General features: G+C 70.6%; 24 protein-coding genes. 3 read left to right on the top strand and 21 right to left on the bottom strand.

The features are described 5' to 3' along the window. Nucleotides 1-13 precede the first annotated feature (13 nt). Nucleotides 14-4,267: a cutinase family protein gene (locus JOD63_RS18200; protein ID WP_211088069.1), complete on the bottom strand. Its 4,254-nt coding sequence runs from the start codon at nucleotides 4,265-4,267 to the stop codon at nucleotides 14-16. A gap of 55 nt (nucleotides 4,268-4,322) precedes the next feature. On the opposite strand from JOD63_RS18200, the gene JOD63_RS07020 reads away from it, so the two are divergent. Then, nucleotides 4,323-4,580 carry a hypothetical protein gene (locus JOD63_RS07020; RefSeq protein ID WP_211088068.1) on the top strand — a complete coding sequence of 86 codons (258 nt, stop codon included), beginning with the start codon at nucleotides 4,323-4,325 and terminating at the stop codon, nucleotides 4,578-4,580. Between the two features lie 63 nt (nucleotides 4,581-4,643). Beyond that, nucleotides 4,644-4,895, top strand: coding sequence for a hypothetical protein (locus tag JOD63_RS07015; protein WP_211088067.1), 252 nt, complete (start codon nucleotides 4,644-4,646; stop codon nucleotides 4,893-4,895). 373 nt (nucleotides 4,896-5,268) lie between these two features. Here the strand turns inward: JOD63_RS07015 and JOD63_RS07010 are convergent, their stop codons facing one another. Genes JOD63_RS07010 through rpe form a run of 6 tightly spaced genes read right to left on the bottom strand, consistent with a single transcriptional unit; the run spans nucleotide 5,269 to nucleotide 8,923 of the window. After that, entirely contained in the window at nucleotides 5,269-5,880 is a 612-nt protein-coding gene (locus JOD63_RS07010; RefSeq protein ID WP_045276897.1) for a Trp biosynthesis-associated membrane protein, read from the bottom strand. Further along, nucleotides 5,877-6,242 (bottom strand): phosphoribosyl-AMP cyclohydrolase, encoded by a 366-nt coding sequence (gene hisI / locus JOD63_RS07005; protein ID WP_045276896.1) that lies wholly within the window; start codon nucleotides 6,240-6,242, stop codon nucleotides 5,877-5,879. Before hisI ends, JOD63_RS07010 begins: the two co-directional genes overlap by 4 nt. After that, nucleotides 6,239-7,012, bottom strand: a complete 774-nt coding sequence (hisF, locus tag JOD63_RS07000; protein WP_045276895.1) for an imidazole glycerol phosphate synthase subunit HisF — start codon at nucleotides 7,010-7,012, stop codon at nucleotides 6,239-6,241. The genes hisI and hisF overlap by 4 nt, the downstream gene beginning before the upstream one ends. Nucleotides 7,013-7,028: 16 nt before the next feature. Next, entirely contained in the window at nucleotides 7,029-7,871 is an 843-nt protein-coding gene (hisG, locus tag JOD63_RS06995) for an ATP phosphoribosyltransferase (protein WP_045276894.1), read from the bottom strand. 42 nt (nucleotides 7,872-7,913) lie between these two features. Continuing rightward, the gene (locus tag JOD63_RS06990) at nucleotides 7,914-8,177 is read right to left on the bottom strand and encodes a phosphoribosyl-ATP diphosphatase (protein ID WP_045277052.1); all 264 of its coding nucleotides are present in this window, start codon (nucleotides 8,175-8,177) and stop codon (nucleotides 7,914-7,916) included. 53 nt (nucleotides 8,178-8,230) lie between these two features. Then, nucleotides 8,231-8,923, bottom strand: coding sequence for a ribulose-phosphate 3-epimerase (gene rpe, locus JOD63_RS06985; protein WP_045276893.1), 693 nt, complete (start codon nucleotides 8,921-8,923; stop codon nucleotides 8,231-8,233). A gap of 20 nt (nucleotides 8,924-8,943) precedes the next feature. On the opposite strand from rpe, the gene glsA reads away from it, so the two are divergent. Continuing rightward, complete coding sequence (glsA, locus tag JOD63_RS06980) at nucleotides 8,944-10,116, top strand: glutaminase A (protein ID WP_045276892.1); 1,173 nt, start codon at nucleotides 8,944-8,946, stop codon at nucleotides 10,114-10,116. Between the two features lie 69 nt (nucleotides 10,117-10,185). On the opposite strand, the gene JOD63_RS06975 is transcribed toward glsA, so the two are convergent. The 14 genes from JOD63_RS06975 to JOD63_RS06910 form a co-directional block, all read right to left on the bottom strand. After that, nucleotides 10,186-11,553 (bottom strand): RsmB/NOP family class I SAM-dependent RNA methyltransferase, encoded by a 1,368-nt coding sequence (locus tag JOD63_RS06975; RefSeq protein ID WP_157004057.1) that lies wholly within the window; start codon nucleotides 11,551-11,553, stop codon nucleotides 10,186-10,188. After that, nucleotides 11,553-12,476 carry a methionyl-tRNA formyltransferase gene (fmt, locus tag JOD63_RS06970; RefSeq protein WP_045276890.1) on the bottom strand — a complete coding sequence of 308 codons (924 nt, stop codon included), beginning with the start codon at nucleotides 12,474-12,476 and terminating at the stop codon, nucleotides 11,553-11,555. The genes JOD63_RS06975 and fmt overlap by 1 nt, the downstream gene beginning before the upstream one ends. 8 nt (nucleotides 12,477-12,484) lie before the next feature. Then, nucleotides 12,485-14,461 (bottom strand): primosomal protein N' family DNA-binding protein, encoded by a 1,977-nt coding sequence (locus JOD63_RS06965; RefSeq protein ID WP_045276889.1) that lies wholly within the window; start codon nucleotides 14,459-14,461, stop codon nucleotides 12,485-12,487. Nucleotides 14,462-14,518: 57 nt separating this feature from the next. After that, nucleotides 14,519-15,712: a methionine adenosyltransferase gene (gene metK / locus JOD63_RS06960; RefSeq protein WP_045277051.1), complete on the bottom strand. Its 1,194-nt coding sequence runs from the start codon at nucleotides 15,710-15,712 to the stop codon at nucleotides 14,519-14,521. 86 nt (nucleotides 15,713-15,798) lie between these two features. Continuing rightward, the gene (rpoZ, locus tag JOD63_RS06955) at nucleotides 15,799-16,053 is read right to left on the bottom strand and encodes a DNA-directed RNA polymerase subunit omega (RefSeq protein ID WP_045276888.1); all 255 of its coding nucleotides are present in this window, start codon (nucleotides 16,051-16,053) and stop codon (nucleotides 15,799-15,801) included. Between the two features lie 100 nt (nucleotides 16,054-16,153). Continuing rightward, nucleotides 16,154-17,050, bottom strand: a complete 897-nt coding sequence (gene gmk / locus JOD63_RS06950) for a guanylate kinase (protein ID WP_045276887.1) — start codon at nucleotides 17,048-17,050, stop codon at nucleotides 16,154-16,156. Beyond that, nucleotides 17,043-17,882 carry an orotidine-5'-phosphate decarboxylase gene (pyrF, locus tag JOD63_RS06945; RefSeq protein ID WP_045276886.1) on the bottom strand — a complete coding sequence of 280 codons (840 nt, stop codon included), beginning with the start codon at nucleotides 17,880-17,882 and terminating at the stop codon, nucleotides 17,043-17,045. The genes gmk and pyrF overlap by 8 nt, the downstream gene beginning before the upstream one ends. After that, nucleotides 17,879-21,187, bottom strand: a complete 3,309-nt coding sequence (carB, locus tag JOD63_RS06940; protein ID WP_045276885.1) for a carbamoyl-phosphate synthase large subunit — start codon at nucleotides 21,185-21,187, stop codon at nucleotides 17,879-17,881. The genes pyrF and carB overlap by 4 nt, the downstream gene beginning before the upstream one ends. Beyond that, nucleotides 21,187-22,428, bottom strand: a complete 1,242-nt coding sequence (gene carA / locus JOD63_RS06935; protein ID WP_245243880.1) for a glutamine-hydrolyzing carbamoyl-phosphate synthase small subunit — start codon at nucleotides 22,426-22,428, stop codon at nucleotides 21,187-21,189. The genes carB and carA overlap by 1 nt, the downstream gene beginning before the upstream one ends. After that, nucleotides 22,425-22,934, bottom strand: a complete 510-nt coding sequence (locus tag JOD63_RS06930; protein WP_045276884.1) for a PH-like domain-containing protein — start codon at nucleotides 22,932-22,934, stop codon at nucleotides 22,425-22,427. Before JOD63_RS06930 ends, carA begins: the two co-directional genes overlap by 4 nt. Beyond that, the gene (locus tag JOD63_RS06925; protein WP_045276883.1) at nucleotides 22,931-24,241 is read right to left on the bottom strand and encodes a dihydroorotase; all 1,311 of its coding nucleotides are present in this window, start codon (nucleotides 24,239-24,241) and stop codon (nucleotides 22,931-22,933) included. The genes JOD63_RS06930 and JOD63_RS06925 overlap by 4 nt, the downstream gene beginning before the upstream one ends. Continuing rightward, a complete protein-coding gene (locus JOD63_RS06920; RefSeq protein ID WP_045276882.1) occupies nucleotides 24,238-25,224 on the bottom strand; it encodes an aspartate carbamoyltransferase catalytic subunit in 987 nt (328 codons plus the stop codon). Before JOD63_RS06920 ends, JOD63_RS06925 begins: the two co-directional genes overlap by 4 nt. Next, entirely contained in the window at nucleotides 25,221-25,751 is a 531-nt protein-coding gene (gene pyrR, locus JOD63_RS06915) for a bifunctional pyr operon transcriptional regulator/uracil phosphoribosyltransferase PyrR (protein WP_045276881.1), read from the bottom strand. Before pyrR ends, JOD63_RS06920 begins: the two co-directional genes overlap by 4 nt. A 114-nt stretch (nucleotides 25,752-25,865) precedes the next feature. Next, complete coding sequence (locus JOD63_RS06910; RefSeq protein WP_084613717.1) at nucleotides 25,866-26,399, bottom strand: DoxX family protein; 534 nt, start codon at nucleotides 26,397-26,399, stop codon at nucleotides 25,866-25,868. Nucleotides 26,400-26,551: the final 152 nt, after the last annotated feature.

The raw sequence follows: 26,551 nt of genomic DNA, 5'->3' as shown, positions 1-26,551 counted from the left end.
TCTGGGTCGATGATCAGTCGGCGTAGATTCGGGCGGTGCTGGCCGACTCCTCCACGAATCTCGCCCAGCCGCTCGACGTCGGGTATTCGCCGTGAACGTCGGCGTCGGGGAAGCCCCGTCCGCCGATCGCGCATACAGGATCGGTGAAGTTGCAGATCGTCACGACGCGTGACAACAAGCTGGTGGGAATGTCGACCGGCGTGATCATGTCCTCGCTGCTCACGTTGCTCGCTTGGAACTGTCGAACTTCAGGGTAGATCGAGCCTGCCAGCCAGTTGCTGAACCTGACGGCTGGGACGCCGACGACCTGAGCGTTGGCTACGCCCCATGTGTCACCTGTGGCGCTGCCCGCATTGTATTCAGCCCCGAGCTGAGCGCGCTGCGGATCCGCGATGAGATTCACTGCAGCAAGATTCGAGACAGGTAGCCGCTTCGACTTCTCCATGTAAGCCAGGGTTGAGTGAATCACCCAAGCGCCTTGGGAGTAGCCGTTGAGGACAATCTTCTCCCCTGACGAGCCGCATCGCTCGATCTCGTTCTCGAGTGTGGACATCAGTTCGACGGCGCCGCTCCAGGCTCCGCTCGTGTAAGTGAGCAGACCTGGCGCATCTGGGGATGACAGCGGTACGGCGTACGCCGGGTACTCCAGGCCGATGGTTCGCGTGGAGATCGGTGAGGCCGACTGTTCGGCGAGTTCCTCGACGAACGCGTCGTGGAAGGTCTTGACCATGTTGCCCATGTCGCGATTGGCCGAGGTTGCCTCCTCACCGGAGCCACGGACACCGATGACGAGAAGATCCTTGCAGGGCGACGCGGCATACACCTTGGGCTTGGACGCTGGGGGTGGATCGACCCAGCCAACCCAGGGGAAGACATCGACCCCTGGTCCTGATGCGCGCGGCCTCTCGTCCGCGCCGTTCCCCGGGGGTTCGTCGCCGCCCCAATCGACAGCGGAAGCGTCGAAGTACGTAAGCCCGGAGGAAAAGACCCCGAACTCGCAGTCGCGAACGGTGCCGTGGAAGTAGCTCGCGGAGTCCGCCCCTGTGACATCGAGACACCGCGAGGTCGTGGACGAGACCCCCGAATCAGAGAGCTGAAGCGAGGATGTCTGGCCTGCGGTGATTCCGTACGATGCGTACCGCACCGACAGACCGGAGCCGTGCACACTGCCGCCATTGCTGATGGTGATGCCGTACCAGTCGCCGGGTTGCGGGGTGGTGACGTCGCCGTCGCTGTTGCTGTCTCCGCCGATGGTGTCATCGCGCAGCGAGGTGAAGGTGACCGGGTTGCCCGCGGTCCCGTTCACCACCAACGACCCCTCCACTGCCAGACCGGCTTGGTATGCCTTCACGGTCTGTCCGGCGGCGATGGTGAGGGTCGCGCCGGCGGCGACCGTCAGGTAGTCGGAGTCCAGAAGGGCGAGTGGGAGGTCGCCCTGAGGGAGGCTGAGGTTCGTCTTGAGGGTTCCCGAGAGTGCGATCGCGGAGATCTTGTTCCCGTTGCCGTCGTTGCCGGTCAGTTTGGAGCCGTCGAGCGCATACCCGTGAACCCGGATCGCGACTTGGTTGGGCACTGATGAGTTGTTGTAACCCTTTCCGGAGTCGGTGACGGTGTTGTCGGTGACGACGGGGACGGGTATCTGTGTTCCGGAACCTGCGGGTTGCCCCGTCGCGGACACGGTGATTCCGTTCCGGCCTGCCCGGCGCACTGTCGTGTCGGTGATCGAGATGATCGCGTTGCCCGCGTTCGCACCGGATCGGTCGGCTGCGACCCGGATGCCGTCGTACTGGGTGTCGGAGACGGCGCCGTGCGAGAGCCGGAAAACATCCGCGCCAGAGGATTGCCAGCCCGAACTTGCGTATTTGACCGTCGCATACGTGGCGGTCATCGACGCTTTCGAGCTGATGGTGATGCCGTACCAGTCGCCGGGTTGCGGGGTGGTGACGTCGCCGTCGCTGTTGCTGTCTCCGCCGATGGTGTCATCGCGCAGCGAGGTGAAGGTGACCGGGTTGCCCGCGGTCCCGTTCACCACCAACGACCCCTCCACTGCCAGACCGGCTTGGTATGCCTTCACGGTCTGTCCGGCGGCGATGGTGAGGGTCGCGCCGGCGGCGACCGTCAGGTAGTCGGAGTCCAGAAGGGCGAGTGGGAGGTCGCCCTGAGGGAGGCTGAGGTTCGTCTTGAGGGTTCCCGAGAGTGCGATCGCGGAGATCTTGTTCCCGTTGCCGTCGTTGCCGGTCAGTTTGGAGCCGTCGAGCGCATACCCGTGAACCCGGATCGCGACTTGGTTGGGCACTGATGAGTTGTTGTAACCCTTTCCGGAGTCGGTGACGGTGTTGTCGGTGACGACGGGGACGGGTATCTGTGTTCCGGAACCTGCGGGTTGCCCCGTCGCGGACACGGTGATTCCGTTCCGGCCTGCCCGGCGCACTGTCGTGTCGGTGATCGAGATGATCGCGTTGCCCGCGTTCGCACCGGATCGGTCGGCTGCGACCCGGATGCCGTCGTACTGGGTGTCGGAGACGGCGCCGTGCGAGAGCCGGAAAACATCCGCGCCAGAGGATTGCCAGCCCGAACTTGCGTATTTGACCGTCGCATACGTGGCGGTCATCGACGCTTTCGAGCTGATGGTGATGCCGTACCAGTCGCCGGGTTGCGGGGTGGTGACGTCGCCGTCGCTGTTGCTGTCTCCGCCGATGGTGTCATCGCGCAGCGAGGTGAAGGTGACCGGGTTGCCCGCGGTCCCGTTCACCACCAACGACCCCTCCACTGCCAGACCGGCTTGGTATGCCTTCACGGTCTGTCCGGCGGCGATGGTGAGGGTCGCGCCGGCGGCGACCGTCAGGTAGTCGGAGTCCAGAAGGGCGAGTGGGAGGTCGCCCTGAGGGAGGCTGAGGTTCGTCTTGAGGGTTCCCGAGAGTGCGATCGCGGAGATCTTGTTCCCGTTGCCGTCGTTGCCGGTCAGTTTGGAGCCGTCGAGCGCATACCCGTGAACCCGGATCGCGACTTGGTTGGGCACTGATGAGTTGTTGTAACCCTTTCCGGAGTCGGTGACGGTGTTGTCGGTGACGACGGGGACGGGTATCTGTGTTCCGGAACCTGCGGGTTGCCCCGTCGCGGACACGGTGATTCCGTTCCGGCCTGCCCGGCGCACTGTCGTGTCGGTGATCGAGATGATCGCGTTGCCCGCGTTCGCACCGGATCGGTCGGCTGCGACCCGGATGCCGTCGTACTGGGTGTCGGAGACGGCGCCGTGCGAGAGCCGGAAAACATCCGCGCCAGAGGATTGCCAGCCCGAACTTGCGTATTTGACCGTCGCATACGTGGCGGTCATCGACGCTTTCGAGCTGATGGTGATGCCGTACCAGTCGCCGGGTTGCGGGGTGGTGACGTCGCCGTCGCTGTTGCTGTCTCCGCCGATGGTGTCATCGCGCAGCGAGGTGAAGGTGACCGGGTTGCCCGCGGTCCCGTTCACCACCAACGCCCCCTCCACTGCCAGACCCGCGTTGGTACGCGCCTTGACGATCGCGTTGGCGCCGATGGTCAACGTCACACCCGACCGCACATCTACCTGAGTCGTGAGGAGATACACGGTCGAACTGGCAGGTGCCCACGTGGTGTCAGCCGTGATGTCAGCCGAGATCTGTACAACCGCTGCGCCAGGCCCTGTCGGCACGGTGACGACAGCGCTTGTTCGTGTGGTCGACGCATAGCCCGACCTCGACGCCGTGACGGTGACGGTGATCATGGCGCCCTGATCGGCGGAGACGAGCGCGTATGTCGTCTTCGTGGCGCCGCTGATCGCGATTCCATTGCGATTCCACTGGTAGGCGAGCGTGGGTGTGGGCGACCAGGTGCCGGCATTTGCGGTGAGGATTGATCCGACTGCGGCTGTGCCGGTGATGGTCGGCGTGGGCGCCGCGGTGAATGCGAGCGCGGGAATCGCCTTCGCAGCCGACGTCCTCGCTGTCGTCGCGTAGCCGGCCCGCGCACCGGTCACCGTGACGGTGAGGCTCTGCCCCGCGTCAGCGTCGGCGAGCTTGTACGTCGCCGCTGCAGCGCCGCTGATCGAGCTCCCGTTGCGCTTCCACTGGTAGGTGAGGGTTGCGGCGGGCGACCAGGTGCCGGGGTTCGCTGTGAGCGTCGAGCCGACGGTCGCGGTGCCGCTGATCGTCGGGGTCGGCGCGGTGGTGAACGCGGTCGCAGCGATGGTCTTGGCGGCGGAGGTCTTCGCTGCCGTGGTGTAGCCGGTCTTCTTTCCCGTCACCGTGACTGTGATCGATGCGCCGGCGTCGGCCGCGACCAGCTTGTAGGTCTTCGCGGTGGCGCCGCTGATCGCTGCTCCGCTGCGCTTCCACTGGAAGCTGAGTGTGGCAGTGGGCGACCATGTGCCGGGGTTCGCGGTGAGCGTCGATCCGACCGACGCAGTACCGCTGATGGTCGGAGTCGGCGCCGTGCCGAATGTCAGCGTCGCGATGGTCTTCGCTGCGGAGGTCTTCGCGGTGGTCGTGTACCCGGTGCGTTTGCCGGTCACCGTGACGGTGAGCTTCTGTCCGGCATCCGCTGTGGCGAGCTTGTAAGTCTTCGCCGTCGCGCTGGCGATCGCAGTCCCGTTCCGCCTCCACTGATACGACACGGTCGCGGTGGGCGACCATGTGCCGGCGGTCGCGGTCAGCGTCGACCCGACAGACGACGTGCCGCTGATCGTCGGGGTGGGCGCGGTGGTGAACGCGACCGTCGGGACCGCCGTGCCGGCGCTCGTCTTGCTCGTCGTCGTGTACCCCGAGCGCTTGCCTGTCGTCGTGACGGCGACCGTGCGACCGGCATCCGACGTCGTGAGCTTGTACGTCTTCGCGGTCGCCCCCGAGATCGACGTGCCGTTCCGCTTCCACTGATAGCTCAGCGTCGCAGACGGCGACCACGTGCCTGCTGCAGCGGTGAGCGTCGACCCCACTTTGACGGTGCCGCTGATCGTCGGCACGGGTGCTTTCGTGAACGCGGTGGCCGCTGTGGCCGTCCCGACGCCCATGCCCAGCACGAGCGCAGCTGTCGTCATGACGACGAGAATGCCCTGACGTGTTCTCCGACCGACTTGCCACTGCATGCGCGCGCGACGAGTAGAGTCCCCGAACTGTTCGATCAACGCGTCTCCCCAGATCGCATTGCGCGGGCGGCGCCGTGCTTCACACGCTCCCGAACCGATGGACGCCACGATCGCGACGTCCGCGATCAAGCTATCGGTCCATGCGAACGAATGACAAGTGCGATCTAGACGGTCGGATCCTCGCCGCGCGACAGCTCGTCCCACGACTCGATCGCGTCGGTCTGGGCGGCGTCGTGCGGGCGGGCGCCGGTGTGCGCGCCCGCCGTGGCGTCGGCATCCGTGCGGTACCGGCGGTCGCTCCCCTGCCACCGGTGCGCGGTGGCGAGGGTGAGCACGCCCGCGGCGAGCAGCACGAGGGAGCTCGCGAGGGTGACCCCCGGCCATGCGGTGCTGGTGATCTGTGCGACGAGGGCGGCGACCGACTCCTCGCCGGTGATGCCCGTAGCCTCGGTCACGGTCGCGGTGATCGCCGACGTCGGGTGCGAGAACGCGACCGACGCCGACAGCCAGCCGAGGATCCCCGCGATGGCGACAGTGAGCGCGCCGAACACGTATCGCAGCACCCGGCCGACGATCGTCAGAGCCCCGCCGAGGGCCAGCACGGCGAGGCTGAGTGGTGCCAGCACCGGGACCGCAGAGGCCCCGGGAACCGCGAGCACGTGCCCCGCGCCGTCGTCGAGCGTCACGTCGAGCCAGGTCTGCGTCGACGAGATGACGCCCAGAGCGCCGCACGCCAGGATGACGAGGACGGCCAGCAGCTTGGCGCGGCGCGTCACGCGGTGACCTCGGGCCCGCGGACCGCTTCGAGGTCGTCGGCGTCGAAGCAGGTCCTCGTGCCGGTGTGGCACGCGGGGCCGACCTGGTCGACCGTGATGAGGATCGCGTCGCCGTCGCAGTCCAGTCGCGCTTCCCGCACGAGCTGGATGTGCCCCGACGTGTCTCCCTTGCGCCAGTACTCCCGGCGCGAGCGCGACCAGAACGTCACGCGGCCCTCGGTGAGCGTGCGGCGCAGCGCCTCAGCATCCATCCACCCGAGCATGAGCACTTCGCGCGTGTCCCACTGCTGGATGATCGCGGCCACCAGGCCGTCGGGCGTGAACGTCACGCGGGCGATGCGCTCGTCGATCGTGCCGCTCATGAGACCGTCTCGCGCACGGCGATGCCGTCGTCGATCATGGCGCGCTTGACGTCGCCGATGGTGAGCTGGCCGGAGTGGAAGACGGATGCCGCGAGCACGGCGTCAGCGCCCGCGGCGATCGCGGGCCCGAAGTCCGATGCCTTGCCCGCGCCGCCCGAGGCGATGACGGGGACGCTCGAGATCTCGCGCATGAGGCTGACGAGCTCGAGGTCGAAGCCCTGCTTCGTGCCGTCGGCGTCGATGGAGTTGACCAGGAGTTCGCCGGCTCCGCGCTCGATCGCCTCGCGCGCCCACTCGAGCGCGTCGAGCGTCGTCTCGGTGCGGCCGCCGTGGGTCGTGACCACGAAGCCGGACTCGGTGTCGCCGCCGCGCTTCACATCGAGCGACAGCACGAGCACCTGGGCTCCGAAGCGGTCGGCGATCTCGTCGAGCAGGTCGGGGCGTGCGATCGCTGCGGAGTTCACGCCGATCTTGTCGGCGCCGACGCCGAGCAGCCGCGCGACGTCTTCGGCGGAGCGCACTCCCCCGCCGACGGTCAGCGGGATGAAGACCTCTTCGGCGGTGCGGCGCACCACGTCGTAGGTGGTGGAGCGCTCATCGACGGTGGCGGTGACGTCGAGGAAGGTGATCTCGTCTGCGCCCTGTTCGAAGTACAGGCGGGCGAGTTCGACGGGGTCGCCCATGTCGCGCAGGTTCTGGAAGTTCACGCCCTTGACCACACGCCCGGCGGCGACGTCGAGGCAGGGGATGACGCGGCACACGAGGCTCATCGGCGGACGCCTTCCATCACAGTCTCGCGTTGTGGATCGCGGTGACGAGGATCGCTCGCGCACCGATGGCGTAGAGCTCGTCCATCACCTGGTTGACGCCTGCGCGTGCGACCATCACCCGCACGGCCACCCACTCCGGATCGCGCAGCGGCGAGATCGTCGGCGATTCGATGCCGCCCGCGATCTTGACGGCGTCGTCGACGAGCGCTGCGGGCAGGTCGTAGTCGACCATCACGTAGCGGCGCGCGACCATGACGCCGCGCAGGCGACGCAGCAGCGTCTCGGTGCCGGCTGCATCCTCGGGGCCGGCAACCAGCACGGCCTCCGATTCGAGCAGCGGCGGCCCGAACACCTCGAGCCCGGCCTGGCGGAGCGTCGTGCCGGTCTCGACCACGTCGGCCACCGCGTCGGCGACGCCGAGGCGCACGGCCGATTCCACGGCTCCGTCGAGCGGCACGAGGTCGACCGCCACGCCGTGTGTGTCGAGGAACCCGTCGACGAGCCCCGGGTACGACGTCGCGATGCGGACGCCCTCGAGGTCGGCGAGCTCGGTGAACCGGCCCGGAGGTGCGGCGAAGCGGAACGTGGAGCGCCCGAACCCGAGGGCCTCGATCTCGCGTGCGCCGGGCATGCGGGCGTCCCGGAGCAGATCGCGGCCGGTGATCCCGACGTCGAGCGCTCCGGATCCGACGTAGGTGGCGATGTCCTTGGGGCGCAGGTAGAAGAATTCGACGTCGTTCAGTGAATCGACGACGTGGAGGTCCTTGGGGTCGCGCCTGCCGCTGTACCCCGCCTCCTTCAGCATCTCTGAGGCGGTCTCGGCGAGCGAGCCCTTGTTCGGCACGGCGATGCGCAGCATGTGTCTGCTTCCTTGAGTCGCGGGTGGGCTGTCTCGTACCGATCAGAGATGTCGGTAGACGTCCTCCAGCGACAGACCCTTGGCGAGCATGAGCACCTGCAGGTGGTACAGCAGCTGCGAGATCTCCTCGGCCGCGGCATCCGACGATTCGTACTCCGCGGCCATCCACACTTCGGCGGCCTCTTCGACGATCTTCTTGCCGATGGCGTGGACGCCCGCATCCAGCTCCGCGACGGTGCCCGAGCCCTCCGGGCGCTCCTGCGCCTTGACGGAGAGCTCGGCGAACAGAGAGTCGAACGTCTTCACCATGCCAGGTTACCGGGCGAGCAGGATGCCGCGGCGCCGCATGACGGCTGCGGTCAGTGCCGGTGTGCGGCGGCGGCCGCCCGCAGACCCGCGATCGCGGCATCCGGATCGCCCACCGCGAACACCGCGCTGCCGGCGACGAACGTGTCCGCGCCCGCTTCGGCAGCCTGCGCGATCGTGGACTCCCCGATTCCGCCGTCGACCTGCAGCCAGATCTGGGATCCACGGCGGCGCGCCTCGTCCGCCAGACGGCGGAGCTTGGGCATCGTCTCGGGCATGAAGGACTGGCCGCCGAACCCCGGCTCGACGGTCATCACCAGGATCTGGTCGAAGTCGTCGAGCAGGTCGAACAGGCCGTCGACGGGCGTCGCGGGCTTCACGGCCACCCCGGCCCGTGCGCCGATCGCACGCAGCCGCCGCGCGAGGGCGACCGGCTCGGTCGCCGCCTCGAGATGGAACGTCACCGATGCAGCGCCGAGCTCGGCGTAGCCGGGAGCCCAGCGGTCGGGATCGGCGATCATCAGGTGCACGTCGAGCGGGACGGGGCTCGTCGCCTGGATCCGCTCGACCATCTGCGGTCCGAAGGTGAGGTTCGGCACGAAGTGGTTGTCCATGACGTCGACATGGACGAAGTCGGCGGTGTGGATGCGGGCGAGCTCGGCCTGCATGTTCACGAAGTCGGCGGCGAGGATGCTCGGGTTGATGCGGGCGGTGCCGTTGCGGCGGTTCGGGTCGTCGTGGGACACGCGTCCATTATGGTCGAGCCGTGGAACCGATCACCGCGCTGCTGGACGAGATCCTCGAGGAGAGCAGGGCGCTCCGCGACGGTGCTCCCGCCGACTACATCCCCGAGCTCGCGGTCGCCGACCCCGACCAGCTCGCCCTGGCCGTGGTCGGACCGCACGGCCGGGTGCGTGCCGTCGGCGACGCCGACGCGCAGTTCACCATCCAGTCGATCTCGAAGCCCTTCGTGCTCGCGCTCGCCCTCCAGGAGCGGGGCCGCGAAGCGGTGCTCGCGAAGGTCGGCGTCGAGCCGAGCGGCGAGCCGTTCAACGCGATCAGTCTCGAGGCCGGCACCGGGCGACCGGCGAACCCGATGGTGAACGCCGGGGCGATCGCGACCTCCGCCCTGGTGGTCGGCGACGAGATCGACGACCGGATGACGCGGATCGTCGACACGCTCTCCGCTTTCGCCGGGCGTTCGCTGTGGGTCGACGAGGCCGTGTACGCATCCGAGTCCGCGACCGGCGACCGCAATCGGGCCCTCGCCCATCTGCTGCGTTCGCACGGCGTGATCGACGGACCCGTCGACATCGCGGTCGAGACGTACTTCCGGCAGTGCTCGCTGCTCGTGACGGTGCGCGACCTCGCCGTGATGGCGGCGACGCTGGCCTTCGGCGGCGTGAACCCGATGACCGGCGACCGGGTCGTGCGCGAGGAGGTCGCGCGCGACGTGATGTCGATCATGGCGAGCTGCGGCATGTACGACTTCTCGGGCGAATGGCTGCTTCGGGTGGGGCTGCCGGCGAAGAGCGGGGTCAGCGGGGGCCTCGTCGCGGTCGCGCCGTCGCAGTTCGGCGTCGGGGCGTTCAGCCCCAACCTCGACGGGCACGGCAACAGCGTGCGCGCGAGCAGCGTCGTCGAGGCGATCGCCGAGCGCTTCGGGATGCACATGCTCGAGCCGCACGAGAGCGTGGCGGTCCCGTCGATCCGGGTGCAGTCGGATGCCGACGGGCGCGTCGTGCGTCTGAGCGGCGAGCTGGGCTTCGCCGGCATCGAGCGCGTGGTCGCGGTTCTGCGCGAGATCGCCGCCGTCGTGCCGGAGGGTGCTGCGGTCACCGTCGATGCCGCGGAGCTGGCCCGCACCCATCCCGAGGCGATGGTCGCGCTGCGCGCCGAGTTCGCCGTGATGCCCGGACGGTTCATCCTGCGCGAGTGAGTCGCCTCGGGAGTGCAGGCGCGACAGGTGCGTCCTCGGCCGCCGGCGGCCTCGGCCGCTGGAGAGGTCTCAGACGCGGCGCAGCAGCGAGATCGACATCGCGTCGGTGTTGTGCCGGTGCGGCCACAGCTGCGCGCGGCCCGAACCGTCGGCCTGCGGAGCGAGGTCGGGGTCGCCGGTCGAGAGCGCGGTGATCACGTCGCGCGCCGACACCTCCTCGACCGCGGCACCCCACTCCCGGCGCACCTCGGCGACGACGCCCGACGTCTCGGCGAGGTGCGGCGAGCACGTCACGTAGGCCACGACTCCCCCGGGCTTGAGGGCGCCCAGCGCTGCGTCGAGCAGCTCGTGCTGCAGGGCCGTGAGCGCGGGGACGTCGGACGCGGACTTGCGCCAGCGCGCCTCGGGCCGGCGGCGCAGGGCGCCGAGTCCGGTGCACGGCGCGTCGACGAGGATGCGGTCGTACGTCTCGGGAGCTTCCTGCGCCCGGACGCGCCCGTCCTCCTCCGACACCGTCACCTCGAGCGGAACGCCGGCGATCGCTCGGCGGACGAGGCCCGCCCGCGCGGGCGAGATCTCGTTCGCCTCCAGCAGGGCGCCCGAGGCGAGCGCCTCGGCTGCGAGCACCGCCGTCTTGCCGCCAGGGCCTGCGCACAGATCCAGCCACCGCTCCCCCGGCGCGATCGGCATCACCCGGGTCAGGGCGAGGGCGGCCAGCTGCGACCCTTCGTCCTGCACGCGGATGCGGCCGCCCGAGCCGGTGATCATCGACTCGGGGTCACCGCCGCCGAGGCGGAACCCGAGCGGCGAGAACGGCGTCTGACGCGCATCCTCCGGGATCTCGGCGAGTCCCGGCAGGGCGGCCATCGTGACGCGGGGTGCGGCGTTGTCGGCCGTCAGCAGGGCCTCGAGCTCCTCGGCCCGGCCCTCGGCGGCGAGGGCACGGCGCATCGCCCGCACGACCCACACCGGGTGCGAGGTGAGCAGGCCGATGCGCTCGTCGTCGGAGCGCGCGCTCTCGGCGATGCGCGTCATCCAGTCGCCGGGCGTGTCGCGGGACACGCGTCGGAGGACGGCGTTCGCGAAGCCCGACGCGCCGCGACCGGCGGCGGCTCGGGCGAGCTCGACCGACTCGTTCACCGCGGCGTGCGAGGCGACGCGGGTCGACAGCAGCTGGTGGACGCCGAGACGCAGTGCGTCGAGCACGCCGGGATCGATGTCCTGCACGCTGCGCTCCGCTGCGAGCGAGATGACCGCGTCGTACGTTCCCTGGCGGCGCAGAGTGCCGTACGTCAGCTCGGTGGCCAGCGCGGCGTCGGGGCCCTCGAGCCCCGCGCGGGAGATCGACGTCGGCAGCAGGAGGTTGGCGTAGGCATCGGACTCGTGCACGGCACGGATCGTGTCGAACGCGACCGAACGTGAAGCGGCGACGCGCATCATGCCCCCAGCACGGGCTCGGCGGCGCGCAGACCCCGCACCCAGTCGGCGGCGCGCATCGGCGCCTTGCCGGCGGGCTGCACGCTGTCGAGCCGGATCGGGTCGGTCGCCGTGCCCACGATGACCGCCTTGTCGTGCAGCGTCAGCGCTCCGGGCGCGAGAGCGGGAGCGTCGTCGGGGGCTCGGCCGACGGTGTGCACCTTCAGGCGGGCGCCGTCGATCGTCGTGTGCGCGCCGGGCTCGGGGGTCACCCCGCGGATGCGTCCGAGCACCGCGGACGCCGGCTCGTTCCAGCGGATGCGCCCGTCCTCATCGCCCAGCTTGCCGGCGTACGTGGAATCGCCGACCTGCGGCCGGGCGGTCGCGGTGCCCGCCGCGATGGCATCGACGACGTCGGCGAGGAGGTCGGCGCCGTCGTCGGCGAGGGCCGCGAGGAGGTCGCCGGCTGTCGCATCCGCCGGAATGGTGTGCGCACGCTCGGCGAACACGTCGCCGGCGTCGAGCCCCGCGACGAGCTGGAACACGCTCGCCCCCGTCTCGCCATCACCGGCGATGAGCGCGTGCTGCACGGGTGCGGCGCCGCGCCAGCGCGGCAGGAGCGAGAAGTGGAGGTTGATCCAGCCGTGCGCGGGAGTCGTCAGCAGCGGCTCGCGCACCAGCCCCCCATACGCGACGATCACACCCAGATCGGGTTGGAGCGCGGCGATCTCGCCGGTGACGGCGTCGTCGAGCCGATCGGCGCGGATGACCCGCAGCCCGAGCTCCCCGGCCGCGGTCGCGACCGGCGACGGGGTCATCACGCGCTTGCGGCCGAGCGGCGCGTCGCGGCGGGTCACCACCGCGACGATCTCGTGACCGGATGCCGCGAGGCGTCGCAGCGACGGCACGGCAGGGTCGGGCGTACCGGCGAACACCAGGCGCATGAAGTTCCTCACAGGTCGAGATCGGGCACGTCGACCCGGACTCTGAGTGTATTGCGCGGGCCACCGCCGCGCCCGCGGGGCGGGCGGCGTCCGCTGACCGCCGCCTCGACGACCGAGGCGCGCAGCGACGCCGTGACGCGGGTGCCGAGCGCGTACTCGAACCGCACGAGCGCGCGCACGCCCTCACCGTGGGCGAGCGGCCCGAGGACGGCGTCGGAGTCGAGCTCGGGGACGGCGGCACGAGCGGTGGCGATGGCGGCCTCGACGCGCGGCCGCTCCCCCTCGATCGACGCGACGCGCACCGTCGGCGGCATCTTCAGCGGCCCCCGGTCGGCGAGTTCGGAGCGGGCGTAGGCGGGCTGCGTCCAGGTCGCCAGCGCGCGGGCGACGGGACCGGCGACACCCACGAGGTGCACCGGTGCGCCGGGGGCAGCGAGGGCTGCCGCGTTGGACCACCACCGCAGGCAGGACTCGCCGATGCGCAGATCTTCTGCGAGGAGCATCCGATCGCCGTCGAGCAGCAGCACCGCACGATAGCCGCCGGCCGCGAGAGGCTCGGCGCCGCGGGTCGCGATGACGAGCGCGGGCTTCTCGTCGACGGTGAGCACCGCATGATCGCCGTCGGACACGATCACCCGTACGCCGGGGAACGCCCGACCGAGCTCGTCGGCGGTGCGCTCGCTGCCGGACGCCGCCATGCGCACGCGGGTCGAGGTGCAGTTGGGACAGGACCAACCGTGCGCGGTGCGTCCGCACCAGGAGCACGCGGGTGCGGCGCCCTGACGTGCGGCGTGCAGAGGTCCGCCGCAGTGCGCGCAGCGCGCCGGGTCGCGGCACTCCGCGCACACCAGCACCGGGGCGTATCCGGGGCGGGCGACCTGCACGAGCACCGGTCCGTCGGCGAGGGCCTCCCGCGCGGCGGCGAAGGCTGCGGACGGAACCCGCTGACCCCGGTTCTCGCCCTCGCGCGTCGCGCTGAGCACCACCCGTGGACTCCGCCTGCGGGTCGCGGCGATCTCGCGCACCCACCCCAGCTGCACGAGGCGCTCGACGTCGGCGGTGCGCGTGTGCCCGGCGAACACGAGCGCGGTTCCGTCGAGCTCCTGCCGCAGGAGCGCGGCGTCGCGGGCGTGCACCCCCGGGCTCAGCGGCTCGGAGAGGAGCGGATCGCCGTCGTCCCAGATCGCGACGAGCCCGGGGGCATTCACCGGCGCGTACACCGCGGAGCGGTTCCCGAGCACGACGCAGGGCACGTCGGCGAGGGTGCGCAGGTAGGCGCTGTAGCGCGCAGGCGCCGGCTGCTTGGCGTCGTCGCGCACGAGCGCCTCTGCCGGGAGCCGCGCCGCGAGAGCGCCTTCGAGCTGGGCACGGTCGCGGTGATCGGGCACGACGAGCACCGCGCTGCGCCCGCGCGCGAGGGTGTCGACCGCCGCCGCGGCGAGGAGTTCGGCCCACTCGCCCACCGGCGTGCCGTCGGCGAGGCGCGCCACCGCCGGAGGTGCGTCGACGGCGAGGCGCTCGGCGGCCGCGATCGCGTCGGCGAGGCCGGGGTACGCGCCGAGCACCCGGAGCGCCCAGGCGTGCTGCTCGTCGGCCACGACGGGTGCGCCCGGCGGCGGCGCGGCGAGCCAGGCCTTCTCGGCGCGCACCATGCGGCGCGGGATCGCGAGGCGCAGGATGTCGCCCGCCGACCCCGCCGCACGGTCCGCGGCGCGTCGCGCGAGCGTCCACAGCGCCGGTGTGAGCACGGGGACCGGTGAGACCACCGAGTCGAGCTCCGACAGCGGCCGCGCCGACGCATCGGCCACGCCGACCTCGACGACGTACGCCTCGATCATGCGTCCGGCCGACCGCAGCGGCACCTTCACACGGATGCCGGCGACCACCTCGCCGGCGAGGGCGTCGGGGATCGCGTAGTCGAACAGTCGGTCGAGCTGCGGCAGCGGCGAGTCGACCAGCACGCGTGCCACACGCTGCACGGTCATCGCCGACCCCCGGCGTTCATGCGCTGCGGATCCCCCGAGGCGGGGCGGACCGCGCGATCACAGGCCGGCAGCGGTACGCAGAGCCTCGACGCGGTCGGTGCGCTCCCAGGTGAACTCCGGCAGCTCACGGCCGAAGTGCCCGTAGGCGGCGGTCTGCGCGTAGATCGGGCGGAGCAGGTCGAGGTCGTCGATGATGGCCTTCGGACGCAGGTCGAAGACCTCGCGGATGGCGTGGGTGATCGTCTCGTCGGCGACGTGCCCGGTGCCGAACGTCTCGACGTACAGACCGACGGGCGCCGCGCGGCCGATCGCGTAGGCGACCTGCACTTCGAGCCGGTCGGCGAGCCCCGCGGCCACCGCGTTCTTCGCCACCCAGCGCATCGCGTACGCGGCCGACCGGTCGACCTTCGACGGGTCTTTGCCGCTGAACGCGCCGCCGCCATGACGGGCTGCGCCACCGTAGGTGTCGATGATGATCTTGCGGCCCGTGAGGCCGGCGTCGCCCTTCGGCCCGCCGATGACGAAGGCGCCCGCGGGGTTGATGACGTACTCGACGCCGCTGATGTCGAGTCCGGTCTGCGAGATGACCGGGTCGATCACCTCGGCCTGCACGGCCGCACGCAGCGCAGCGAGCGAGATGTCGGGCTGGTGCTGCGTCGAGAGCACGACCGTCTCGATCGTGCGGGGCACGGCGCCTTCGTAGCCGAGGGTGACCTGCGTCTTGCCGTCGGGCCGCAGGAACGGGAGCGCGCCGCTGCGACGCGCATCGGTCAGGCGCTCCGCGATGCGGTGCGCCGTCCAGATCGCCATCGGCATGAGCTGCGGCGTCTCATTGGTGGCGTAGCCGAACATGATGCCCTGATCGCCCGCGCCGAGCGCGTCAGTCGGGTCCACCGACCCGCCCTCGCGATGCTCGAGCGCCGTCTCGACGCCGGCGGAGATGTCGCCGGACTGCTCGCCGATCGACACCGTGACGCCGCACGAGTCGCCGTCGAAGCCCGTCTCGCTCGAGGTGTAGCCGATGCGGTTGACGACGCTGCGGACGATGCCCGGGATGTCGACGTAGCCTTCGGTGCGCACCTCGCCCGCGACGTGCACGAGGCCCGTGGTCACGAGCGTCTCGACGGCGACACGGCTGCCCGGGTCCTCCGCCAGGAGTGCGTCCAGGATGGAGTCCGAGATCTGGTCGCAGATCTTGTCGGGGTGTCCTTCGGTGACGGACTCGGATGTGAACAGGCGGAGGTCGCTCATCATGCTCCAGACAGGGTTCGGGCAGGCACCAGTATGCCCCCGGTGGCGGACAACGCCGACCGGGGGCACATCAGGAGGACGCTGTGTTACTCGGCGCGACGGAGGCGGAGCTTGTCCTCGTGGATCTCGTGCATCGCGATGGTGAGGGGCTTGTCCTCGACCGTCGAGTCGACCAGCGGCCCGACGTTGTCGAAGAGGTTCCCCTCGTGCAGGTCGGAGTAGTAGTCGTTGATCTGACGCGCGCGCTTGGATGCGTAGATGACGAGCTGGTACTTCGAGTCGACCTTCTCGAGCAGGCTGTCGATGGGGGGCTCGATGATGCCCTGGTTGGTTCCGGCCATGGGAAACCTCCTGGATCGGATGGCGGATGAAGCGGAGATCTGCGGGCCTGCGCGAGCGCAGGCATCCCCCTAGTCTACGGGAGGCTCGCCCCGAAGCGGATCAGTGGGCGAGACGAGACACCTCGTCGGCGGCTCGCGCCACGTCGTCGTTGACCACGCGGAAGTCGAACTCACCCTGCGAGGCGAGCTCGGTCTTGGCGGTGCGGAGGCGTCGCGCGCGCTCCTCCTCGTCTTCGGTGCCGCGCCCGACGAGGCGCTGGACGAGCTCGTCCCAGCTCGGCGGGAGGAGGAAGACCAGCGTCGCCGAGGGCTCCGCGGCGCGCACTTGGCGAGCGCCCTGCAGGTCGATCTCGAGCAGCGCGGTGCGTCCGTCGGCGAGAACCTCCTCGATCGGACCGCGCGGCGTGCCGTAGCGGTGGCGGTTGTGCACCGTCGCCCACTCCAGCAGCTCGCCGTCGGCGACGAGGCGGTCGAACTCGGCGTCGTCGACGAAGAAGTAGTGCTCGCCGTCGACCTCGCCCGGGCGCGGAGCCCGCGTGGTCGCCGAGACCGACAGGTGGATGTCGGGGTGGTGCTCCTTGATGTGCGCGGCGACAGTGCCCTTGCCGACGGCGGTCGGCCCAGCGAGGACGACGAGCCGGCTGCGTCCGCGCCGCGGCGCGAGCTCGGGCCAGCGGTCGTCGAGGAAGCGGGCGAGCGCATCGCGCTGGCGCGAGCCGAGCCCGCCGAGGCGCTTCACGGGCGAGATCTCGAGGTCGGAGAGGATGCGGTCGCGCTTGCCCTCGCCGATCGCCGGGATGCTCGTGAGGAACTCGGTCACCCGCATGGCGCCCGCGGGTGACTCGGGGTTGGCGAGCGCTCGGCGCAGCAGCTCCTGCGGGGTGATGACCCGCATCGCGACGTCCTTCTTCAGCGCCGCGCGCTCGCGCCGTGCGGCGACGGCGCGTCGCGACGCCGCGACCCGATCGACCTCGGGAGGGGTGCGTGCGTCAGACATCAACCCTCGCATACTGCTCGGCGCGCTCGGCGACGCGCGCGGCGATGCCGCCGGGGCCTGCGGAGAGGATGCTCCGGCTCTCGCTCGCGATCACGAGCGGGGCGGCCTCTCCGAAGCGGCGGTCGAGCTCGCCGGCGTCGGCGCCCTGGAAGCCGAACCCGGGTGCAAGGATCGGCGCGGGCGGGGCGAATGCGGTGAGTCCCGCCTCCTGCCAGTCGACGGTCGCGCCGACGACGAACCCGAGGCTCGCCCACTCCCCCTCCGGCGTGGTCCGGGCGTTGCGCGCCGAGACCTCGGCCACGATGCCGGCCGAGACCGTTCGTCCGTCGGAGAGCGCGGCCCCCTGGAGGGCGCGGCCGTCGGGGTTGCTCGTCGCGGCCAGGACGAAGACGCCCTTGCCGCCGCGCTCGGCGATCTTGAAGGTGCCGTCGAGGGCGCCGACGCCGAGGAACGGGCTGACGGTCATCGCGTCGGCCTCGAGGGGAGAACCGGGCGTGAGCCAGGCGGCGCCGTACGCGTCCATCGTCGACCCGATGTCGCCGCGCTTGGCGTCGGCGAGCACGAGCAGACCGGCGTCGCGCGCCGCGCGCATCACGTCTTCGAGCGCCGCGATCCCCGCGGAGCCGTACGGCTCGAAGAACGACACCTGCGGCTTGACGATGCCGACGGCGCCGGCCGAGGCCTCGACCACGCGCAGGCCGAACTCGCGGACGCCGGCTGCCGAGGCATCCAGCCCCCACTCGGCGAGGAGCGACGCGTGGGGGTCGATCCCGACGCACAGGCGCCCGCGTGCGTCGACGGCGGAACGGAGGCGCTCTCCGAACGAGGTCACGAGCGCACCGCCCGGTCCGCGGCGTACTCCTGCAGGCTCTTCACGCCGAAGCCCTCGCGGAGCACCGGCAGCGCGCTGACGGCGGCGCCGAGGACGGCCATCGTGGTGAACAGCGCCTTGTCGCCGGCGACGGCCGCCGCGCGGATCTCGTAGCCGTCGGCCCGCGCCGTGCCGCCCGAAGGGGTGTTCACGACGATGTCGATCTCGCCGGCGTTGATCAGGTCGACGATGTTCGTCGCACCCGACTCCTGCGTCTCGGAGTACTTGCCCACCACGCGCACGTCGATGCCGTTGCGCGAGAGGATCTCAGCGGTGCCCTCGGTCGCGACCAGGTCGAAGCCGAGCTCCTGCAGACGGTGGGCCGGCAGGATCACGGCGCGCTTGTCGCTGTCGGCGACGGAGATGAACACGGTGCCCTCGAGCGGCATGCCGCCGTAGGCGGCCTCCTGCGACTTCGCGAATGCGGTCGGGAAGTCGCGGTCGATGCCCATGACCTCGCCGGTGGAGCGCATCTCGGGGCCGAGCACCGAGTCGACGGTCTGGCCGTCGGCGGTGCGGAACCGCTTGAACGGGAGCACGGCCTCCTTGACGGCGACGGGAGCGTCGAGCGGCACGCGCGAGCCGTCCTGCTCGGGCAGGAGCCCCTCGCCCTTCAGCTCGGCGATCGTCGAGCCCGCCATGATGCGCGAGGCGGCCTTGGCGAGCGGGATGCCGAGGGCCTTCGAGACGAACGGCACCGTGCGGCTGGCGCGCGGGTTCGCCTCGATGACGTAGAGCACTCCGGCCGAGATCGCGAACTGCACGTTCAGCAGGCCGCGCACGCCGACGCCTTCGGCGATCGCCTGCGTCGCCACGCGCACCCGGTCGATGTCGGTGCGGCCGAGGCTCACCGGGGGCAGGGTGCAGCTGGAGTCGCCGGAGTGGATGCCGGCCTCCTCGAGGTGCTCCATGACGCCGCCGATGTACAGCTCGGCGCCGTCGAACAGCGCGTCGACGTCGATCTCGATCGCGTCGTCGAGGAAGCGGTCGACCAGCAGCGGCAGGCCGGGGCCGATGATCGCCTGGTCGGCGACGCGCACGAAGTAGTCGCGCAGCGCCTCGGACGAGTAGACGATCTCCATGCCGCGGCCGCCGAGGACGAAGCTCGGGCGCACCAGCACCGGGTAGCCGATCTCCTCGGCCACGGCCACGGCGCCCTCGACGTCGATCGCCGTGCCGTTGCGGGGTGCGACGAGACCGGCCCGGTCGAGGAGGCGCGAGAAGAGCTCGCGCTCCTCGGCGAGGTCGATCGCCGCCGGCTTCGTGCCGAGGATCGTGTACCCGGCCTCCTCGATGCCCTTCGCGAGCCCGAGCGGCGTCTGACCGCCGAGCTGGCAGATCACGCCGAGGATCTCACCGGACTGCGACTCGGCGTGGAGCACCTCGAGCACGTCTTCGAGCGTCAGCGGCTCGAAGTACAGACGGTCACTGGTGTCGTAGTCGGTCGAGACGGTCTCGGGGTTGCAGTTGACCATGACGGTCTCGTACCCGGCGTCGGCGAGGGCGAACGACGCGTGCACGCAGGAGTAGTCGAACTCCACGCCCTGGCCGATGCGGTTGGGCCCCGAGCCGATGATGACGATCTTGGTGCGCTCGGACGGCGTCACCTCGGTCTCGAAGTCGTAGCTGGAGTAGTGGTACGGCGTGAGCGCCGGGAACTCCCCCGCGCAGGTGTCGACGGTCTTGTAGACGGGGCGCAGCCCCAGACCGTGACGGATGCCGCGCACCGCCGCCTCGCTGTCGCCGCGCAGCTCGGCCACCTGGGCGTCGCTGAAGCCGTGCTCCTTCGCGACCCGCAGCGTCGCCGCGTCGAGCTCGGGTGCCTGGCGGACGTAGTCGGCGACCTCGTTGATCAGCACGATCTGGTCGAGGAACCACGGGTCGATCTGCGTCGCGTCGAACGCCTCCTCGACGGTGGCGCCCTGGCGGAGCGCCTGCTGCAGCGTCACGATGCGGCCGTCGGTGGGGGTCTTCGCGATCTCGAGCAGCTCCGCGGCCGACATCTCGGCCCCGGTGCTCGTCGTGGGGACGGCGCCCCAGTGGAAGCTCGATCCGCGCTTCTCGAGCGAGCGCAGCGCCTTCTGCAGCGCGGTCGCGTAGTTGCGCCCGATCGCCATCGCCTCGCCCACCGACTTCATGGTGGTCGTGAGCGTGGTGTCGGCGGCGGGGAACTTCTCGAAGTTGAAGCGCGGCACCTTCACGACGACGTAGTCGAGCGTCGGCTCGAAGCTCGCCGGCGTCACCTTCGTGATGTCGTTCGGGATCTCGTCGAGGCGGTAGCCGATGGCGAGCTTCGCGGCGATCTTCGCGATCGGGAAGCCGGTCGCCTTCGACGCGAGCGCCGACGAGCGCGAGACCCGGGGGTTCATCTCGATGACGATGATGCGGCCGGTCTTCGGGTCGACGGCGAACTGGATGTTGCAGCCGCCGGTGTCGACTCCCACGGCGCGGATGATGTCGATGCCGATGTCGCGCAGCTTCTGGTACTCGCGGTCGGTGAGCGTGAGCGCCGGCGCGACGGTGATCGAGTCGCCGGTGTGCACGCCGACCGGGTCGACGTTCTCGATCGAGCAGACGACGACCGTGTTGTCGGCGGTGTCGCGCATGAGCTCGAGCTCGTACTCCTTCCAGCCGAGGATCGACTCCTCGAGGAGCACCTCGGTCGTGGGCGAGTCGCGCAGGCCGGCTCCGCCGATGCGCCGGAGGTCCTCCTCGTCGTACGCGAAGCCCGAGCCGAGCCCGCCCATCGTGAACGAGGGGCGGACGACGAGCGGGTAGCCGAGCTGCTCGGCGCCGGCGAGGAGCTCGTCCATCGTGTGGCAGATGACGGATGCCGCGACGTCGGCGCCGGCGTCCAGCACCAGCTGCTTGAAGATCTGGCGGTCCTCGCCCTTGTTGATCGCCTCGAAGTCGGCGCCGATGAGCTCGACGTCGTACTTCTCGAGGATCCCGTTCTTGTGCAGGTCGATGGCCGCGTTGAGCGCGGTCTGCCCGCCGAGCGTCGGCAGGATCGCGTCGGGCTTCTCCTTCGCGATGATCGTCTCGATCACGCGCCAGTTGATGGGCTCGATGTACGTGGCGTCCGCGAAGTCGGGGTCGGTCATGATCGTGGCCGGGTTGGAGTTGACGAGGATGACGCGCACGCCCTCCTCGCGGAGCACCCGGCACGCCTGGGTGCCCGAGTAGTCGAACTCGCAGGCCTGGCCGATCACGATCGGGCCCGACCCGATCACGAGGACGGAGGTGATGTCTGAGCGCTTAGGCATTACTGCTGGTCCTCCTGGATAGCCCCGGTCGTTGAGCGAGCTTGCGAGTCGAAACGCGTTCGGTCGCTGGGTTTCGACTCGCTTCGCTCGCTCAACCTGCTTCGCTGGTCCTCACGGACCAGCTCCGCAAAGCGGTCGAACAGGTAATTGGCGTCGTGGGGTCCGGCCGCCGCCTCGGGGTGGTACTGCACCGAGAAGGCGGGGATGTCGAGGGCGCGCAGGCCTTCCACGACATCGTCGTTGAGCCCGACGTGGCTGACCTCGACCTGGCCGTAGCCGTTCGGGCTGTCGAACGTGCCCGCGATGGGCGCCTCGACGGCGAAGCCGTGGTTGTGCGCCGTGATCTCGACCCGGCCGGTGGCCTTGTCGAGCACGGGCTGGTTGATGCCGCGGTGGCCGAACGGCAGCTTGTAGGTTCCGAGGCCCAGTGCGCGGCCGAGCAGCTGGTTGCCGAAGCAGATGCCGAAGAAGGGCAGGCCGTCGTCGAGCACGCTGCGCAGCAGCGCGACGTGGTCGCCCGACGCGGCGGGGTCGCCCGGGCCGTTCGAGTAGAACACCGCGACCGGGTCGATCGCGCGGATCCCGTCGATCGTGACGTCCTGCGGCAGCACGTGCACGTCGAAGCCGCGTGCGGCGAGGTTGTCGACCGTCGCCTGCTTGACGCCGAGGTCGAGCACGGCGAGGTTGCCGATGCGCTCGCCCGTCGCGGGAGTGATCTCGGCGGCCGACACCGACACGGCTGCCGACAGGTTCTGTCCCGCCATCTGCGGAGCCTCGCGCACGAGGCGCACCTGCTCGTCGGCGTCGAGGTTCGCCGCCGCACCCGAGAAGATGCCGCCGCGCATGCTGCCGGCGGAGCGGATGTGGCGCGTCACCGCTCGCGTGTCGATGCCGCTGATGCCGATGACGCCGTCGCTGACGAGCGCGTCGTCGAGCGATTCGTCGGCGCGCCAGTTCGAGACGACGCGCGAGGGGTCGCGCACGATGTAGCCCGACACCCAGATGCGGCGGGACTCGGGGTCTTCGTCGTTCATTCCCGTGTTGCCGATGTGCGGTGCGGTCTGCAGCACGATCTGACCGGCGTACGACGGGTCGGTGAGCGTCTCCTGGTAGCCGGTCATGCCGGTGGCGAAGACGACCTCGCCCAGGGTGGTGCCGACTGCGCCGTAGGCGCGGCCGACGTGGCGCGTGCCGTCTTCGAGGACGAGCACCGCGGGATCGGTGGTGAAGAGGGAGGTCATGCGTCGCTTCCCGTGTGGAGGGTGGGGAGGATGCCGCCGATCGCGTCCGCGAGGGCGCGGGCGGAAGCATCCTGGGGGCGGAGATAGGAGTCGACGACGGTGCCGTCGTCGAGGCGCCACGACAGGCGCGTGAGGCCGTCGGACTCGACAACGCGGTCGATCGTCACGGTCGCCTGGGCCACATCGGCGATGCGGTCGGCGGCGAGGTACAGGCGGGGCTGCCCGGTCAGGTCGATGGCGACGCCCGTGCTCAGCACGGTGACGTCGGCGCGCGAGCGGAACCCGAGCCCGCGGATCGCGAGCCGCTCGAGCGGCTCGCCGGCCCGCGTGGTCGCGACGTACAGCGTCTCGAACGACGCGATCTCGGTGGCGCCGGCCGGCGCCTCGCCGACGGGCGCCGCAAGACCGGCGTCGCGGCGGGTGCGCACCCACCAGGCGAGGAGCAGCGATGCCAGCAGCGCGACAGCGAGGGCGATCATGAGGGCGACGGCCAGCGCCTGCGTCATGCGCGCACCCCCGGAGCATCGAGCACCGAACCGTCGGCGACGGTGACCACGCCCTGGTGCAGGGTCCAGCGCACTTCGCCCGGGAGCTCGCGTCCGAGGTAGGGCGAGTTGGTGCTCCGGCCGCGGAGGTCGGCGGTCGTGAACGCCCGCGACGGCTTCGTGTCGTAGAACGTCAGCGACGCCGGCTGGCCCGACGTCAGCGGCGTGCCGTGGCCGGCCAGGCGCCCGATGCGGGCGGGCTCGCGCGACATGACGCGGGCGACGTCGCCCCAGGTGATGAGGCCGGTGTCGACCATCGACTGCTGCACGACCCGCAGGGCGGACTCGAGCCCGACCATGCCGTTCGCGGCGGCCTGCCATTCGCAGGCCTTCGCCTCGGCCGGGTGCGGGGCGTGGTCGGTCGCCACGATGTCGATCGTGCCGTCGGCGAGGCCCTCGCGCACCGCGAGGACATCCTCCTCACGGCGCAGCGGCGGGTTCACCTTGAAGCGGGCGTCGTAGTCGCGCACCAGCTCGTCGGTGAGGAGCAGGTGGTGCGGGGTCACCTCGGCGGTGACGTTCACGCCGCGCTTCTTCGCCCACCGGATGATGTCGACCGACCCGGCGGTGGAGAGGTGGCAGACGTGCAGGCGCGAGCCGACGTGTTCGGCCAGCAGCACGTCCCGGGCGATGATCGACTCCTCGGCGACCGCCGGCCAGCCGGCGAGGCCGAGCTCGGCCGAGACCGACCCCTCGTTCATCTGGGCGCCCTCGGTGAGGCGCGGGTCCTGCGCGTGCTGGGCGATGACGCCATCGAACGCCTTCACGTACTCGAGCGCGCGTCGCATGATCAGCGGATCCCACACGCAGAAGCCGTCGTCGCTGAACACCCGCACGCGGGCAAGCGACGAGGCCATCGCGCCGAGTTCGGCGAGGCGCTCGCCCTTCTGGCCGACGGTGACGGCGCCGATGGGCTGCACGGTGACGAACCCGGCGGCTTCGCCGAGGGCGAGCTCCTGCTCGACGACGCCCGCGGTGTCGGCGACCGGCGAGGTGTTCGGCATCGCGAACACGGCGGAGTACCCGCCCGCGGCTGCCGCGCGCGACCCGGTGAGGATCGTCTCGCTGGCCTCGTACCCCGGCTCGCGCAGGTGCGTGTGCAGGTCGACGAGCCCCGGGAGCAGCACGAGGCCGTCGGCGTCGATCTCGGTGGCCCCGGCACGGGAGACGCGCGGGCCGATGCCGGCGATCACGCCGTCCTCGACGAGCACGTCGGCGGCGCCGGTGCCCTCGATCAGGGCTCCGCGGAAGAGAAGCACCTCGTTCATTGCGTGGGCTCCTTCCCTGAGGCATCCGTCGTATCGGTGTCGCGCTCCGCGCCTGCCAGGAGCAGGTAGAGCGCGGCCATGCGCACCGAGACGCCGTTGGCGACCTGCTCGAGCACTGTCGAGCGGGCCGAGTCTGCGGCTTCTGCGGAGATCTCGAGACCCCGGTTCATCGGCCCGGGGTGCATGACAATGCTAGCCGGTGGCAGGGCCTCCAGCCGCCGCGCATCCAGGCCCCACCGGCGTGAATACTCCCGTTCAGTCGGGAAATACGCGGCATTCATGCGCTCGAGCTGGATGCGGAGCATCATCAGCGCGTCGGGCTCGGCGGCGATCGCGTCGTCGAGGTCGTAGACGATCTCGACCGGCCAGGCCGAGACGTCCTGCGGAACGAGCGTGGGCGGCGCGACGAGCGTCACCCGTGCGCCGAGGGTCGTCAGCAGCCACACGTTCGACCGCGCGACGCGCGAGTGCAGCACGTCGCCCACGATGGTGACCTTCACGCCGTCGAGGCCCTGTCCGCGGCTGTCGGCGCCGAAGCGTCGCTTGCGGATCGTGAACGCGTCGAGCAGGGCCTGCGTGGGGTGCTCGTGCGTGCCGTCGCCGGCGTTGACCACGCCCGCGGTGATCCAGCCGCTCGTGGCGAGCGTGCGCGGAGCGCCCGATGCGCCGTGGCGGATGACGACGGCGTCGGCGCCCATCGCCTGCAGGGTCTGAGCGGTGTCCTGCAGCGATTCGCCCTTCGAGACGCTCGACCCCTTGGCGGAGAAGTTGATGACGTCGGCGCTGAGGCGCTTGGCGGCGGCCTCGAACGAGATGCGGGTGCGGGTGGAGTCCTCGAAGAAGAGGTTCACGACGGTCTTGCCGCGCAGCGTCGGCAGCTTCTTCACCTCGCGCTGCTGGGTGTCGGCCATGTCTTCGGCGACGTCGAGGATGCGGAGGGCGTCGGCGCGGGTGAGGGTGCGGGTGTCGAGCAGGTGCCTCATGATGCGATCGTCACCTCGTCGACGCCGTCGATCTCGGCGAGGTGCACGTTGACGCGCTCCTCCCGCGAGGACGGCAGGTTCTTGCCCACGAAGTCGGGGCGGATCGGCAGCTCTCGGTGTCCGCGGTCGACGAGGGCGGCCAGGCGCACGGCGGCGGGCCGCCCGATGTCCTGGAGGGCGTCGAGCGCGGCGCGGATGCTGCGCCCGGAGAACAGCACGTCGTCGACGAGCACGACCACCTTGCCGTCGATGCCGCCCGCGGGGATCTGCGTGGGGCGCGGGGAGCGGGTGGGGTTGCGGTGCAGATCGTCGCGGTACATCGTCACATCGAGGGATCCGACCGGGACCGCGGCCCCCGCGAAGTCGGCGATCAGCGCGCCGATGCGTTCGGCGAGGGTGACGCCGCGGGTGGGGATGCCCAGGAGCACGAGGCCTGCCGGCCCCTTGTTGGACTCCAGGATCTCGTGCGAGATCCGAGTCAGTGCGCGGGCGATGTCGGCCTGGTGCAGCACAGTTCGTGTGCTCATCCGCCGCTCCCTTCTCCGCCTCACGGGACGGGGTTAAAGGTTGCTGGTTGCGACGGCCAGTCTAGCGTCAGAGGCGGGGCCGGCCCAATCGGACCGGCCCCGCCTCCTGATCGTTCAGCGCTTCGCCGACGGCCCGCGCAGCACCTGCGAGGCGACGACGAGCGCGGCGGCGATGAGCACCGCGTTCTTGAAGATGTACTGACCCGTCAGCGTGGGGCCTGCGGCGCTCCACACCTCTGCGGGGAGCAGCACGATCGGCGACAGGATGCCGACGAAGGCGAGGGCGAGCACGACCAGCCCGATCCGGGCGAACGCTCCGCCCGCGAGGAGCAGCACGCCCGCGGCGACCTCGATGACCGCGGTGGCGATCATCGCGGCCTGCCCGCCGACGAGGCCGAAGGTGAGCTTCTCCCATGTCTGCATGACGAGGGACTCGACCGGGCTCGCGCCGGGGATGAACTTGAGCGCGCCGAACACCGCGAACACGGTGCCGAGCGCGACGCGCAGCGCGGGGATGCTCCAGGCCTGCAGGAACGACTTGAGGCCGGCCTCGGCACGTGACTCCCACGCGAGCAGCGCGCGGACCGGGCGGGTCGAGGTGGGCAGGGTGACGCCGGCGGCGCCGTGTCGGACGGGGACGGTGGTCATCGCGTGACTCCCTCTGATCGGAATGGTGCGCCCACGGTCGCGGGCACGGTGATCAGGTGGCGTCGGCGGTGGGCGGTGATACCGGCGAACGCAGAATGGATGCCGCGCCACAAGGCGGCGGCATCCATTCGGTCACTCTTTGTGGAGAGGCG

It is taken from the genome of Microbacterium terrae (assembly GCF_017831975.1).
Lineage (GTDB): Bacteria > Actinomycetota > Actinomycetes > Actinomycetales > Microbacteriaceae > Microbacterium > Microbacterium terrae.
The sequence above is the reverse complement of the archived record's forward strand: the minus strand, read 5'-3'. Positions and strand labels throughout refer to the sequence as shown.